This window comes from Bacteroides sp. MSK.20.12 (assembly GCF_019052435.1).
GTDB classification, from domain to species: Bacteria; Bacteroidota; Bacteroidia; order Bacteroidales; family Bacteroidaceae; genus Bacteroides; species Bacteroides xylanisolvens.
In genome coordinates this window covers 18336-33363 of the sequence record NZ_JAHQVH010000017.1, presented here as the reverse complement: position 1 = coordinate 33363, position 15028 = coordinate 18336, and the positions used below count along the sequence as shown (strand labels likewise).

The following is a 15028-nucleotide window of genomic DNA, read 5'->3' as shown; positions in this document are numbered from 1 at the left end:
AACATTTATCTTGCCTATCCTATCCAAAAGGCACACAAAAGTAACTCTTTTGGTTCTAAGAAAACCCTATGCCACTATTTTTTTAGAAAAATGTGCAGAATATATTTTTTTAGGAGCTTAAAAAGCTATATATTTGCAGTCCAAAAAATTAGCAATAACATAGTAATAATATTTTTTTTAAGGAAAAATGACTAAAGCAGATATTGTAAACGAGATTACAAAGAAAACTGGAATTGATAAGCAGACAGTTCTTACAACAGTTGAGGCATTTATGGATGCAGTAAAGGATTCATTGTCTAACGATGAGAACGTATACTTGCGTGGGTTTGGTAGTTTCGTAGTAAAGAAAAGAGCACAAAAGACTGCTCGTAACATTTCTAAAAATACTACGATCATTATTCCGGAGCACAACATTCCGGCTTTCAAACCGGCTAAGACATTTACAATTTCAGTAAAGAAATAATAAACAAGAGTATTAACCCATAAAATGTGAAGCTATGCCAAGCGGAAAAAAGAAAAAAAGACATAAAATGTCTACGCACAAGCGTAAAAAAAGACTAAGAAAGAACAGACATAAAAGCAAAAAATAATTTTTAAGTCTGGATCACACAGAAATAAAGAACAAACTTGCGAAGCTAATGTCTTTCAAGTTTGTTCTTTGTTTAAGTAGCTAACCCAAAATGAACAATTTGTCAAAAAAGTTGTTCATATAAATGAGATTCAATCAATAATAAGGAAACAAAACAGTGACAAGTGAACTAGTAGTTGACGTACAGCCCAAAGAGGTCTCCATCGCCCTTCTCGAAGATAAGAGCCTGGTGGAACTTCAAAGCGAAGGAAGAAATATTTCTTTCTCTGTGGGCAATATGTATTTGGGACGTATCAAGAAATTGATGCCCGGACTGAATGCATGCTTTGTAGACGTTGGTTACGAGAAAGACGCTTTCCTTCATTATCTGGACTTGGGTCCTCAATTTAACTCACTCGAAAAGTTTGTAAAGCAGACTTTAAGCGACAAAAAGAAGCTGACCTCCATCAGCAAAGCAACCCTGCTTCCCGATCTTGACAAGGATGGAACAGTATCCAACACCCTCAAGGTAGGACAAGAAGTAGTGGTGCAAATCGTTAAGGAACCGATCTCCACTAAGGGACCGCGACTGACGTCCGAAATTTCGTTTGCCGGACGCTATCTCGTACTGATCCCTTTTAATGACAAGGTTTCTGTTTCACAAAAAATTAAATCGAGCGAAGAACGCGCCCGCCTGAAACAATTGCTGATGAGCATCAAGCCGAAAAACTTCGGTGTCATCGTCCGCACGGTAGCCGAAGGCAAACGCGTAGCCGAACTCGACGGAGAGCTTAAAGTCCTGGTTAAGCATTGGGAAGATGCGATGGTAAAAGTACAAAAAGCCACCAAGTATCCGACGTTGATTTATGAAGAAACCAGCCGCGCCGTAGGTTTGTTGCGCGACCTCTTCAACCCTTCTTTTGAGAATATTCACGTCAACGACGAGGCTGTGTACAATGAAATTAAAGACTATGTATCACTGATTGCGCCCGACCGGGCTAATATCGTGAAACTGTACAAAGGTCAACTTCCCATTTACGACAATTTCGGTATCACCAAGCAGATTAAATCATCGTTTGGTAAAACAATCTCTTACAAGAGTGGTGCCTATCTGATTATTGAGCACACTGAGGCGCTTCACGTAGTAGACGTGAACAGCGGTAACCGCACCAAGAATGCCAACGGGCAGGAAGGTAACGCACTCGAAGTAAACCTGGGAGCCGCCGACGAGCTGGCCCGCCAATTGCGATTAAGAGATATGGGTGGTATCATTGTCGTGGACTTCATCGATATGAATGAAGCCGAAAACCGTCAGAAGCTTTATGAACGAATGTGTGCCAATATGCAGAAAGACAGGGCACGGCATAATATTCTGCCGCTTAGCAAATTCGGGCTAATGCAGATTACACGCCAACGTGTGCGTCCGGCAATGGACGTCAACACGACCGAAACCTGCCCTACTTGCTTCGGCAAAGGCACTATCAAGTCGTCCATTCTTTTTACGGACACTTTGGAGAGTAAAATTGATTACCTGGTCAATAAACTGAAGGTTAAGAAATTCTCGTTACACGTCCATCCGTATGTTGCCGCTTATATCAATCAGGGACTCGTTTCCCTGAAACGGAAATGGCAGATGAAATACGGATTCGGTATCAAGATTATTCCAAGTCAAAAACTCGCATTTCTGCAATATGTGTTCTATGATACACATGGAGAAGAAATCGATATGAAGGAAGAAATCGAAATCAAATAGACAGAAAAGGCGGCCCGGTCAAAACGAGCCGCCTTTTTGTTTTATCTGAATCCGTTCCCTCAAAACACCCAGCTGATAATCCCAATAAACCGGATGGCAGGAAAAATAAATCTTCAAAAAGAGGAAAATCAAACTATATATTTTTAAATATATAGTTTATTATTTAGATATTTATAATAGTTCGGCATAGCGTTCAGAGCGTGTTTTCAAAACGAAGATAACAGACTGTTGCATAGTAAGTTATCCACTACTTCAAAGTATTCCGCTATGCGTTTGCAAAAAACAGTCCTATCCGTCCGTTGATTTTTGAGTTACATCTGTTATTCTTATAATGCCAGACGGTAAATCTCTTTACTATCCTTTTTCGTTAATTTGACATAGTTGCCAACCAACTCGCCTTTATTCCGATGAAGGCTATCTGCAAGACGGTCGATATCCGGATTTTCAATACCGAGTTCTTTGAAAGTAACAGGCAGACCGATGGAAGTAAAGAAGGTTTTCAGGCGGGAAATACCTTCAAGGGCCACCGCCTTTTTATCAGCTGAATCTGCCACTCCCCACACGCGGATTGCATATTGGGCTATCTTATCTACATTATGTTCTGTCATCCATGTCATCCAGGCAGGGAAGATAACGGAAAGTCCTGCACCATGAGTTACATTGTAAATCGCACTGATTTCATGTTCAAGGAAGTGAGAAGCCCAGTCTTCTTCACAGCCTACGCCACAGGTTCCGTTATGGGCAATCGTTCCGCACCACATCAGATTGGCACGGGCTCCGTAGTTTTCAGGGTCTTTCATGACGGTGGTTGCCTCTTTGATGATGGCAAGCAGGGTGCCTTCGCACAGGCGGTCGCCTATTTCTACTTCTTTGGTATTGGTGAAATAGCGTTCCATGATGTGCGCCATCATATCGGCAACGCCGCAAGCGGTTTGAAAAGGAGGAAGTGTGTAGGTCAATTCCGGGTTCATCACGGCGAAAACAGGACGCAATACAGAGGGAGCACGGAGACTTAATTTCTGCAATCCATCGACTTTGGTGATTACAGTGTTACCGGAACCCTCGCTTCCGGCTGCAGGAATCGTCAATACAACAGCTACTTTCAGTGCTTCCGCAATAACGGCTTTTCCGATGTAGAAGTCCCAAAAATCTCCGTCATAAGGCACTCCGGCTGCAATGGCTTTTGCCGTATCGATTACGGAGCCACCACCCACGGCAAGCATCATGTCTACACTTTCTTTCCGGCAAAGGTCGATTCCTTCGTACACTTTCGTATCTATCGGATTAGGCTGTACACCGCCCAGCATACAATAGGGAATGCCTACTTCCTGCAATGATTTCTCTACACGAGCCAACAAGCCGCTACGTATCACAGAACCGCCACCATAAACAATCATGACTTTACGTGCACCGTATTTCTGTACTAATGCTCCAGTCTGCGCTTCCGTATCCCGACCGAACACAAATTCGGTAGGGCTGTAAAAGATAAAATTATTCATTATCGTTTTCTTTATAAGTCTTTTCGTTAGTCTTTTCTATATAGATCCAAATATAACTCCTTTTGCAAACGAATCTTTCTATAAATCCTTTGATGGATTCTTTCATAGAAGGAACTTATAGGTCAGACAAAGTTATAAATTTAAGCAGAATATTTTTCTTTTGATTGTTTAAAATTTCCTACTTTCATAAGTGCAAGGCCGATTACAATCCAGACCATCTCGCGTACCCGGGTAATCAAAGCGGCATAAACTCCGTAAGCTCCGGAAAGAGAAAGACCTCCCACGGCGAGGGCAAATCCGCCTTCACGACCTCCCAATTGCATGGGTAGGAAAAACAGAAGATTGGCAAGTAAAGAAGAAAAAGCCGCAATCAGACAGCAGTCGGCAAAGCTGACATTAGTAGTCAGTACGTTCAGTATCAGCCATATTTCAAGACAACTGACTACACGGGCGGTATATTCCAACAAAAGGGCACTATAAAAGGTTTGTTTCTTTTGTTGGTGGAGAAGGGCGATTTGTTTGTCTATATTTTCCAACTTCTCTTTATGCACGCTTGCAAAGTGAAGGACTTTCTTTTTCAGAAAAGGGATGCGACTACCCATACGGACAACAGCCACAGCCATCCCATGCCGATAACCTTTTATAAAAAGAGTAGCAATCAGCAGGCAAAAGACAGTAATGGCTCCCAGAATGACTCCCATCACCCACCCCACCGGATACAGACAAACGTAAAGTAACACCGAACTTAACCAAAAGCAAAAGTGGGAAAAGATATGCATCATCACATAAAGAATCACGGAAGAAGTGGCACGTTCTATTCCGATATAGGGTTTCAGCTCCATGATGCGGTATGGCTCGCCACCCATCAGCCCGACGGGAGTCACGTAATTAAGTGCAAAACCTGTTACTGTGAATTTGTAGAGCCGGGCAAATGAAAAACCGGTCTTGCCAGTACTGCGGATGATTATGTACCACGATACTGTATTGATAAGGTAGACAAATAGCCACAGCAACAAAACCAAAGGCAAATATACCCCTGCACGCTTCAGATTCGCCCAAAGCTCCTGATAATCCATATCGAAAGTGAATATCATTATCAGGACGGCAATAATACCAAAGGCGAGGAATATATTTCGGTACTTGTTCTTCACTATTTTGTAGGACTTATATCTATTTTATATAGGTATATATCTGCTTTTATATGAGTATATAGTTACTTCTTAGATGAGTATATGCTTACTTCTTGATGGATATATATCACTCTATTCACATATAACCTCACTTTATATACGCATAATATCTTTCGAAAAATCTTTTGAACGCCGGAATTCTCATCAATACATATTCAAATACCAGCCAGCCGATTAATGCGCAAGAGATGCCAAGTAATACATCAATGATATAATGATGGCAGGAATAAATAGCTGTTCCCCAAATGCCGACCATGATAATGGAGAAAAGGGTAATCACATACCATCTGCATTTACCAATAATGGCATACACCAATGCAACTACCATATAGGCCGCGTGCAGTGAAGGCACTGCCGCAAATACATTTGCATTACGCCCGTAGATTGAATCAAAGATAGTCACTTCGAAGAATGCATCAAAGCGACCCAATCCTGCAACATTGCCCGGTGTGTTCAATATCGGTTCGAAACCGTAATTAATGGCATACCAAGGCGGAGCAGCCGGATGAATATAATAACCAGCAAAACCAATCAAGTTGACGAACAAAAATACCAACGCAAAACGGAGGTAGGTTTTTCTTTCCTTCTTGAAATACAGGCAAAGACCGAACAGGATAGGAACGGGAACCCAACAAAGGTAGAAGATTCCGGCAAAAACGTCCGCTATCGGCCAGTTGTGTACAGCGAAGTATTCGCAAGGAGTAACCAGAAGACCATTATCCATTACTCCGAAAAGGGACTTTTCGAGATGATACAGTCCGGCCACGTCAATCGGGTTCACCTCGTAGTTAGGGCAAATACGCATCCAGTCATACGAAATTCCAAAAATGGCGAAAGGTAGCAGGGCTACTGCCAGCTTACGAGTAGGCAATCCGGCAAAGAATAAGACTAAATAGAGTACCGCCATCAACAGATGCTCGGAACGAAGTCCGATGAAGATACCTGTCAATAAAAGGAAAAGAGCCATAATGACTACCACAGTCAGGGCTTCTCTTTTCGACGGCATTTGAATGTTCTTTATCATTATAACGTTTTGATTAGACGATTAGACTATTTACTATTGGACTATTTACGATGTACTATTTAGGATGTACGATGTAAATAGTAAATAGTCCAATAGTAAATTAATTCATTCTTTCATCGCTTTATAGCAATGTCTCACTCGTGCAAAAGCCGTAATATTGGCAAACAGAGCAACGAAAGCCAGAGGAACAATCAGAATCAGGATTGGTTCGAAAGCGGTAATATCTTTGAAAACACCACAGAACAAAGCTCCGAGGCTGGTTAGTACTACACGCTCCGGACGTTGCATGAATCCTACTTTACATTCGATTCCCAAGCCTTCGGCACGGGCACGCACGTAGCTTACCATCAGCGAACCGATGAGTGCCACGAAAGCAATAAGTGCATAAAAGAAATAATCTTTCATTGACAAATAGTAACAGATACCGAAGAAAGTCATCAATTCACTGTAACGGTCGAGTACCGAATCATAAAGCGCACCGAACTTGGAACTCATATTGCCCAGGCGAGCCACACGCCCATCCATCATATCGAACAATCCGGCAAACAGAATCACACCTCCTGCCCAGCCGATAATGGCCAGATCGTTTTGTCCGCCATAAATGCCGGCATACACAAACATACCTGCCGCTACTACATTGAGCACAAATCCGGTAGTGGTGATAAAGTTGGGAGTGATCCCTATTTTAATCATTCCGCGTATCAAGGGATTGATAATCTTATAAATCAGCTGTTGTAAATAATCTCTGTAATTCATCTGTTTAAATCTGTTTATATCTAAATCTTCTGTTTTTTCAATCTGTATATATCTAATTCTTTCGTTTTTTCATCAGTCTTTTCAATCCGTTTTTTCAGTTTCTTTTTCCGAATAAACTTCTGATATCTATATTCCGGTAAACAAAAAAGCGCTGCATATTATAATTCCAAAACAGTGCCACGATGATTGCCACTACCACTTTAGGGATAATGAAGAAATCTCCGAAATACAGGCTAAGCGTGTTGCGTACCCAGGGAATCTTCGCTAATGATTCCGTCAGTGCATACGTTCCCCACGTATTGAGCCAAACGCTGCAAACCCATACAAGGATAAATTTTACAGCAACGTGTGTTTTCTTTCCTTTCGATTTAAAAGTCCATTTATAGTTGATAACGCAATTAACGATTCCTCCATAGATAGCTCCCGCCAGGGTGGCATATACATAGTAGACATCAAACAGCCTGACCAGAAGAATCGTAACGAGAAAGTCTGCAATAGTTGCCATTTGAGCAGAAAGCTGCGCCCTCAAAAACATGAAGATGCCGCCTTTCTGGGAAATCATCCGTGCAACTTTTTTCAGCCAATCACCCATCTCGCTCCCACTAACAATATAAAACTATACACTCCCGCCAAAACATCGTCCATCATGACCCCTACCCCACCTTTCAGGCTTTCCATACGACGTATGCCCAACGGTTTGGCTATATCAAAGATGCGGAACAAGGCAAAAGCCGCAATCACGTACCAAAACCATTTGTCATCATTGGGAACAGCCAACAACGGTATCCACACTCCCACCATCTCATCCACTACCACACGCGAAGGATCTTCTCCCCAATAAGTCTCCAGCTTATCGGCAGCCCAAATGCCGGCGAATGTAAATACAATCACCAAAGCGGCAGTCAGCCATAATACCCAAGAGAAAGGAAGGAGAAAATAAAGTGCAATCCAAATGATAGAAGCCAGTAACGCCCCAGCCGTGCCGGGAGCAAAAGGAGAAAAACCGGAGCCAAAGCCCGTGCCTATAAAAACAGGTAGAAAGGGAGGACGCTTCATTTATTACTAATTACTAATTACAAACTACGAGTCGGTTGTGTCACGAGTCCCCCAAACGAATGGGGAATTTGTACAATAAAAAAGTAAAAGTTGAGGTTGAGCATCCACCAGTCTTTATAGGATGGTAAATCTCAATCTCAACTTATTATTTGGGGTTACTGATTAAGCTAAGTAATCAGGTTCTTTTTCACCAATCATGTTACGCAATGTCTGTTTTACCATTCTCCATTGTGTAAACAAGTCGTGTTCGGGCTGATGTTCGAAATCGTGCATCGGACTCTTGCAGAAGAATGACAACCAAGTCTGGATGCCACACATGCCTGCACGCATTGCCAAGTCGCTGAACAACACAAGGTCAAGAGCGATAGGAGCTGCAAGGATAGAGTCGCGGCAAAGGAAGTTCACCTTGATTTCCATCGGGTAGCCCATCCATCCGAAAATGTCGATGTTGTCCCATGCTTCTTTGTTGTCTTTGCGGGGAGGATAATAGTTGATACGTACTTTATGATAAACATCTCCGTAGAGATCAGGATATTTTTCAGGTTCGAAGATAGTGTCGATTACAGACAGCTTGCTGACTTCTTTTGTCTTGAAGTTGTCCGGATCATCGAGCACTTCACCGTCGCGGTTACCGAGGATATTGGTAGAGAACCAACCGTTCACACCCAGCATACGGGTTTTGAACATCGGAGCCAATACGGTTTTCATCAGTGTCTGACCACTCTTGAAGTCTTTACCGGAGATAGGTACATTCTTTTGTTTAGAGAATTCCCACATAGCAGGAGTATCCACACACAAGTTAGGAGCACCCATCACGAACGGAGCGTCTTCTGCAATAGCAGCATACGCGTAACACATACTCGGAGAAATCACGTCTGTATTGTTTTCCTTCATTGCTTTCTCTAAAGCAGCGAGTGACATGTGTTCGTCAGACAGCGGAATGTAAATTTCAGTACTTGCAGCCCAAAGCACCACTACGCGTTCGCAGTTGTTAGCAGCCTTGAAGTCGCGGATATCCTGACGAAGTTGTTCTACCATTTCCCAACGGGTAGCAGCCTTCTTCACGTGTGTACCGTTCAGACGTTTTGCCCAGTTGTGATCGAAAGCAGCCGGCATCGGTTTGATAGCTTCCAACTCTTCTTTTACTCCATTCAGGTCTTTTTCTTTCAAAACCTCGGCGTACATAGCAGCTTCGTATGCGTTGTCCGGGAAAATATCCCATCCTCCGAAAACAATGTCTTCCAAATTCGTCAAAGGCACAACGTCCTTGATGAGTTTTTCTTCGTTGTTCTCCATGCGCATTGTGGCTAACTGTGTAATAGATCCTATCGGTTTTGCCAGTCCCTTGCGAGAGGCTAGTGTACCTACAATCATCGTGGTAGCTACCGCACCACCCACTCCAACTACCAGTACGCCAAGACGCCCGGTAGCGGGTTTAATTTCTTGTTTCATTTCTATTCTATTAAAATTAAACTAAAATTGATGCAAAAATAAGATTAATTAATTACTAATACAGTCTTTATTTGTCATATAAACATTGCAATTAGCAGGATTTAACTTTTAAAAGGTCATGTGGAGACTTATTCTCAAGCCTGATCTGTCAATCCCGGGCGAATCACGATAAGTGAGCCTCCAGATATAGTCCAAACGTAACACCTTGAAAATGTTTTCAATACCGACACCCGCCTCCACATAAGGTGTTTTTCCCATTGTTTGTGTGTTCTCTATCGGAAAAGCGAACAAACCGTCGCTCAAAGCCGGGTTGTTTTTATCGCTCAAATGTCCATATAATCCACGACAGGAAACTATTTCCCTCCATTTTAGTTTTTTCAACAACGGTACCCGGTTGAACAGCCATCCGTTGAGGAAATAAGTAACATCCCACGAGAAATATTCATCGTTCATAAACTCCATCGCATTCATCAACGAGTAAGATTCCGGTTGGATGGTATAAGAAAGGTTGGCATTAGGCATGATAAGCAACGGAAAAGGTACTTTATCCCACACTTTACCTGCTTTTAGTATAACGTCGGTATAGCCGAACGCGGAAAACCAGAAGCGTTTCTGAATACCGACTTCGGTATGATTGTAGGTGTAATCGCTGCCCAACACTCCTTTTCCGGCAATGGTATGCGACAAGGTAAACACCGGTGCATCCAACGATACGGGAAAACGGTTCCATTGGGTCTGGAAGAATTTCTCGTTCGGAGCATAACGCAACTTCAACTCTGCGGCACTGATAGAGAAATCTTTTACCGGGGTGTAGGTATCTCCTTCTTTCTTTAAAAAAGGAATCAGGTAGGAGGACTCATCTTTCCGTGTACGTGCTGTCAACTGGAAAGAAAAGCCGGAATAAAACTCATTGGTATAGGTCATCTCCGCCTGCCGGAAATAGCCGATACGGTCGTCCTTCTCACGTTTCAAGGCCAGGAACACATTGTCTTTGCTTGTATACAGGTAATTTTGTCCGTACTGGTTCACATCTGATTCGTAACGCAATTTCAATGAATGGATGGGAAATTCGTTGGCGTATTCTTTCTTCTTCTTGAAAGAATATTCCAGTTCTGCTAATCCTTTCACTCTTTCATCTTTAAACCCGTAAGCCACATATCCTTTGCCAAACAGGTGCGGATTGAGCCAGGCGGTAGTCATACCTCCGGCACGGATACGGGGGCCTTCCAATGTGTTACCGCTGATAGTGGCATTCATCGGGCCGATATAGAAAAGTGGTGCTTCTTTGGAGGTGGGAATATATCCCGTAAAGAGAATGGAAAGCACTTTTTCCGTCCAGTAATATACCGGATAACTGCGTAATTGTGTCATCAGGCGGTCTACCGAGTTTTCCTGCTGGGAGATAGCGGCTTGCGGACGATTCTCCGCCCAGAATGTTTCGGGACGCGACAGGGCTTCCGTCTCTTCAATAATACGTTCGGGTTTGGTGAAGGCTTTGTCGGCTTCGGCAGTCGGCGTAAAGGTGTAGTTGCTGTAATCCGCTACACGGCGGGCAAAAATTCCGTCCTGTCCTTCGGTCAGTTTAAACTCAACAGTGATACTTTCATGATCGAGCAGACGTGTGCCGTCTTCAGCGCGCTTAAATTCCTGTTCGAGCAACATGTAGTCTACAAAGTTCAGATTTATCTTTTTGGGAAAGTTGAATACGGCACGTTTAACAAAGTAGGTAGAGTCGAGCGTCACATACAGGTGTCCGTTGAAACCGAAAGACTCGGAATTAAAAGGCGTGAAAGCAAGGTCTGCACAAGGCTCTCCGGCAATCTGCAACGTGTCCATCAGGTAATATTTATAAAAGCCTGTGCCGATACGGGACAAGGGACTGACAAACTTATTTGTAAACAGGGAAATGTTGTTTTCGTAAATGTCGACGTCTTTAAAGACTTCATTGATGGCTGCCTGCATCCCTTGTTTAGAGAGAAATTCATCAACACCGGCCTGTTTGCGTCCTTTCACCCATTGCTTCTCGGAACGGGGAGATTTCCGGTAATAGTCTGTGGCAAGCAGTTCACGGGCTGATACCGTCAGAATCGGTTTACCGGTAACGGCAGAAGTATCTACATATTCCGTCAGGAAATCAAATTTACGATATAGCCATTTTTTCTGTTTCTCTTCATCGAAGTTATTCAACGCAAAGGTGGTCTTTTCATAACGTTCGCGTTGCCAGAAGTCTTTCTCGTAGGGAGAGTAGTTGTCACGGCTTTCAATCATACGGCGGACAAATTCTACGGCAGGATTATCTTTCTTCCGGTAGTGTTCACGTTTGGGTTTGACTACCACTTCACCAAGCGCGTATTCGGTAGGCGCAAGCGCTACTTTATAGGATGCATTATGGGCAGGGCGAATGGTGCGGACATAGTCATTATAACCGATTACAGAGATTACAAGCACTGCTTCGGAGCGGTGGGTTTTGAAGTAAAAGCGTCCGTCGCTTCCGGTAGTAGTTCCTTCTGTCGTGTCTTTTAAGCGTACAGATGCATAAGGCAAAGGCTCTTTGGTCAGAGAATCAGTCACCACCCCTTGTACCACATACTGCGCACAAAGCGGAATACTGATAGCCAATAAAAGAAAGAGCGTCAATGTGCCTTTTTTCATTAATCTCATACCTTAAATCCTATTGAATTGAGCGGGGCAAAGGTAGGAGTGATTTCAAGACAAAAAAAGGTCTATTTGACGGAAGAAATGTTCTTATTTGACACAATTAGGGGAAAGTAATACGGAATCGGGTCAGTCCGTCGGCATAGGTTCGCAAAGAGAATGTGCACCCATGACGCATCAGTACTTCGCGAATAAAGATGAGTCCGATTCCCTGACCGTTCGGTTTGGTAGAGAAGAAAGGACTGAACAGTTTAGCTTCTGTTTCTTTGCTGATTCCCTGACCGTTATCTATCACTTCAACAGTGGCCGGAGCGAGGGTGCGGACTATTATTTCCCCATCGGTCTCAATGCTTTCCGCTGCATTCTTGATGATGTTTACTAGTACTTGCTCAAACAAAGCGGCATCCAGCATCACATCTTTCAGACTTTCGTCCATTTCCATGCGGAGTGTAATGCGACGGTCATTACACATTCCTTCCATAAACCGCTTGCAGGTGAAAACCAAATCATTCAGATTGACAGAAGAAAGTGTCGGTTCGGGGATTTTCACCACATCGGCAAAACGGGTGATGAAACGACTCATTGAGAAACAACGGTCGGTACATACACGCATCACGTCGCAGATGTCTTCCATTCCTTCTTCGCTGGAAAGGGCTTGTTCTACCGTATCCAGTGTGGAAGTAATGCCGGCAGTCGTGTTGTTCACTTCGTGGGCAATCATGCGAATCACTTTCTCGTATGCTTTCTTTTCCGCTTTCATCACTTCGTCAGTGAGGGTTTCTACCAAGTAGAAGGGATGCTGAAATCCACGATCAATGAAAGAAGAATGAGTACATCGGTAGATATTCGAGTCGTTCAGACGGACGGTTACCTTCTCTCCTTTCGGGAGGTTGGCTAATTCCACCGCTAACGGAGAATCAATCTCTTTCATCTTCTTGCCTTGTACGTCTTCCAAACGAACACCCAGCATTTTCAAAGCCATCGGATTCAATTCCGAAAGGTCTTCATCAAGGGAAGTTATAATCACTCCCATCGGAGAAGCTTTAATCAGCAAATCGAGAAAATTATTCTGTTCACGCAGGCGGAGACGTTCATTCTTGAGCTGTTCCATCATGCGGTTGAAGATATTCACCACACGATCGGCCTCATATTGGCCTACAGGACTAAGACGGCTACTGAAATCCTGCTCACGCAACAATTCCATACCGCTTCCGATTGTATTCAACGGCTTCACAATCTTACGATAGAAAAAGGTCAGATAAATGAGGATGAAAAGTATCAGCCCCTCCCCTATGTAGAAAAAGATTGTATTCAGTTGACTGGAAAGGAACAGCAATACACTACCTAATGCCAGCAGCAGAAAGACTAGTATGTAAAAGAATCCTTTTATACGCACGTTATCTGTGGTTACGGTTAATCTTAATTTTATTAGGCACGTGCCTAAATCTATCACATTGTTATATTATATTTTTCGAGACGACGATAGAGTGCTGCACGGCTGATACCCAATGCCGTAGCTACCTGACTCAAATTTCCTTTGTAACGGTCCAACGCCTGGAGAATGGTCTGGCGTTCTATTTCATCCAAAGTCATACCAGCCAGAGTTGCGCCTTCGGTCACTCTTGCGTCATCGTGGCGAATATACTGCGCATCAAAGTCGGAAGCATCAAGCAGCGGTTTACCACTTACCAGAATGGTACGTTCCACCAAGTTCTTCAATTCACGAATATTCCCCGGATAGGGCAAACGGCTCAAGAATTGCAGGGCATCGGCAGAGAACTCCGTACGAGGCAATCCGTTGGTTACCGCCTGACGGTCGGCAAAATGACGTGCCAGCAAGGGAATATCTTCGCGACGTTCGCGCAAGGCCGGCAGCTTCACAGTTATCAGATTGATACGATAGAAGAGGTCTTCACGAAAAGTACGTTCGCCTACCATTTTGCGCAAATCGGCATTGGTGGCTGATACTACCCGGATATCCGTCTTACGCGGACGGCTGTCGCCGAGCACTTCAAATGTCTGATCCTGCAATACACGCAGTAACTTCACCTGGCACGAAGGATCGAGATCACCTATTTCATCCAGAAAAATCGTCCCTTTGTTTGCCATTTCGAAACGTCCGATACGGTCTGCGGAAGCATCGGTAAAAGCTCCTTTCTTGTGCCCGAACATTTCACTTTCGAACAGGCTTTGAGAGATACCTCCAAGATTCACTTTCACAAAGGGGTGTTTGGCTCGCTGACTATTAATATGAATGGCCTCGGCTATCAATTCCTTACCTGTTCCGCTTTCCCCTGTAATGAGAACAGAGGCATTGGTCTTTGCTATGCGGGCAATCGTATTCAACACATCCATCAATCCCTGGCTACGCCCGATGATGTGGCTGCGGTCGAAAGAATCGCTCTGTTCCTGCGTTGGTTCCTGTGGAGTGCCCGAAAGTTGGAGTGCCGTTTCGATGCGTTGCAACAAGGCGGCATTATTCCAGGGCTTCGTTATGAAATCAAAAGCTCCTGCCTGCATTCCTTGCACGGCAAGTTGGATACTTCCCCAAGCAGTCATCAATATCACCGGTGTTTCGGGACGGAATATTTTTACTTGTTTGAGTAGGGTCAAACCCTCCTCACCCGTTGTAGAAAGAGTGAAGTTCATATCCATCAGGATTAAATCCGGAGCTACGGAACGTACTACTTCCATAGCTTCCCGCGGACCGGGAACGGTCTGTGCTTCATATCCTGCCCGCTTCAACATGAAGCTAAGCGAAGAACGCACTGCGCTGTCGTCATCAATTATCAGAATCATAGTTAAAATTGCAAGATTCCTCTACCAAGAAAACTTCTTCTGTTTTTTCAATCTTCCAAGAAGAAGTATTTCTTTTTTTATTTCTTTCTTTATTTATAATGGGGGATGAATTTTTCTGTATTATTTACGTATTTTTCATTTCCCGAGTGTTAAAATCGAGTTTCAAAGGTACTATAAATAGTTCGTAATACCAAATGAATCAGGCATAAATACGCAATAGTCTGTTTGCAGACTTGAAAAACTTTTCCCATAATCTCCGGCAAGTTCCTCCATAAG

General features: G+C 43.5%; 12 protein-coding genes. 2 read left to right on the top strand and 10 right to left on the bottom strand.

Going from position 1 to position 15028, the window contains the following annotated elements:
- Positions 1–187 precede the first annotated feature (187 nt).
- Positions 188–463: an HU family DNA-binding protein gene (locus tag KTR06_RS10885; protein ID WP_004300646.1), complete on the top strand. Its 276-nt coding sequence runs from the start codon at positions 188–190 to the stop codon at positions 461–463.
- A 283-nt stretch (positions 464–746) separates the two neighbouring features.
- Complete coding sequence (locus KTR06_RS10880; RefSeq protein WP_004316204.1) at positions 747–2321, top strand: Rne/Rng family ribonuclease; 1575 nt, start codon at positions 747–749, stop codon at positions 2319–2321.
- Between the two features lie 326 nt (positions 2322–2647).
- On the opposite strand, the gene KTR06_RS10875 is transcribed toward KTR06_RS10880, so the two are convergent.
- The 10 genes from KTR06_RS10875 to KTR06_RS10830 all read right to left on the bottom strand — a co-directional run bounded on the left by KTR06_RS10875 (position 2648) and on the right by KTR06_RS10830 (position 14752).
- Positions 2648–3820, bottom strand: a complete 1173-nt coding sequence (locus KTR06_RS10875; RefSeq protein WP_120070574.1) for an iron-containing alcohol dehydrogenase — start codon at positions 3818–3820, stop codon at positions 2648–2650.
- Positions 3821–3960: 140 nt separating this feature from the next.
- Positions 3961–4971 (bottom strand): lysylphosphatidylglycerol synthase transmembrane domain-containing protein, encoded by a 1011-nt coding sequence (locus tag KTR06_RS10870; protein WP_120070571.1) that lies wholly within the window; start codon positions 4969–4971, stop codon positions 3961–3963.
- A 127-nt stretch (positions 4972–5098) separates the two neighbouring features.
- On the bottom strand, positions 5099–6016 hold the full coding sequence (locus KTR06_RS10865) for a phosphatase PAP2 family protein (protein WP_120070589.1): 918 nt from the start codon (positions 6014–6016) through the stop codon (positions 5099–5101).
- Between the two features lie 123 nt (positions 6017–6139).
- Positions 6140–6790: a CDP-alcohol phosphatidyltransferase family protein gene (locus tag KTR06_RS10860; RefSeq protein ID WP_120070568.1), complete on the bottom strand. Its 651-nt coding sequence runs from the start codon at positions 6788–6790 to the stop codon at positions 6140–6142.
- A 94-nt stretch (positions 6791–6884) separates the two neighbouring features.
- Positions 6885–7352: a GtrA family protein gene (locus tag KTR06_RS10855; RefSeq protein ID WP_004311318.1), complete on the bottom strand. Its 468-nt coding sequence runs from the start codon at positions 7350–7352 to the stop codon at positions 6885–6887.
- A 14-nt stretch (positions 7353–7366) separates the two neighbouring features.
- Positions 7367–7846 (bottom strand): phosphatidylglycerophosphatase A, encoded by a 480-nt coding sequence (locus KTR06_RS10850; protein ID WP_004326579.1) that lies wholly within the window; start codon positions 7844–7846, stop codon positions 7367–7369.
- A gap of 162 nt (positions 7847–8008) precedes the next feature.
- The gene (locus KTR06_RS10845) at positions 8009–9298 is read right to left on the bottom strand and encodes an inositol-3-phosphate synthase (protein WP_004300682.1); all 1290 of its coding nucleotides are present in this window, start codon (positions 9296–9298) and stop codon (positions 8009–8011) included.
- A 108-nt stretch (positions 9299–9406) separates the two neighbouring features.
- A complete protein-coding gene (locus tag KTR06_RS10840; protein WP_217290345.1) occupies positions 9407–11959 on the bottom strand; it encodes a DUF5686 and carboxypeptidase-like regulatory domain-containing protein in 2553 nt (850 codons plus the stop codon).
- Between the two features lie 97 nt (positions 11960–12056).
- Positions 12057–13349 (bottom strand): PAS domain-containing sensor histidine kinase, encoded by a 1293-nt coding sequence (locus KTR06_RS10835; RefSeq protein ID WP_118219880.1) that lies wholly within the window; start codon positions 13347–13349, stop codon positions 12057–12059.
- Positions 13350–13402: 53 nt separating this feature from the next.
- Positions 13403–14752, bottom strand: coding sequence for a sigma-54 dependent transcriptional regulator (locus KTR06_RS10830; RefSeq protein ID WP_120070559.1), 1350 nt, complete (start codon positions 14750–14752; stop codon positions 13403–13405).
- Positions 14753–15028: the final 276 nt, after the last annotated feature.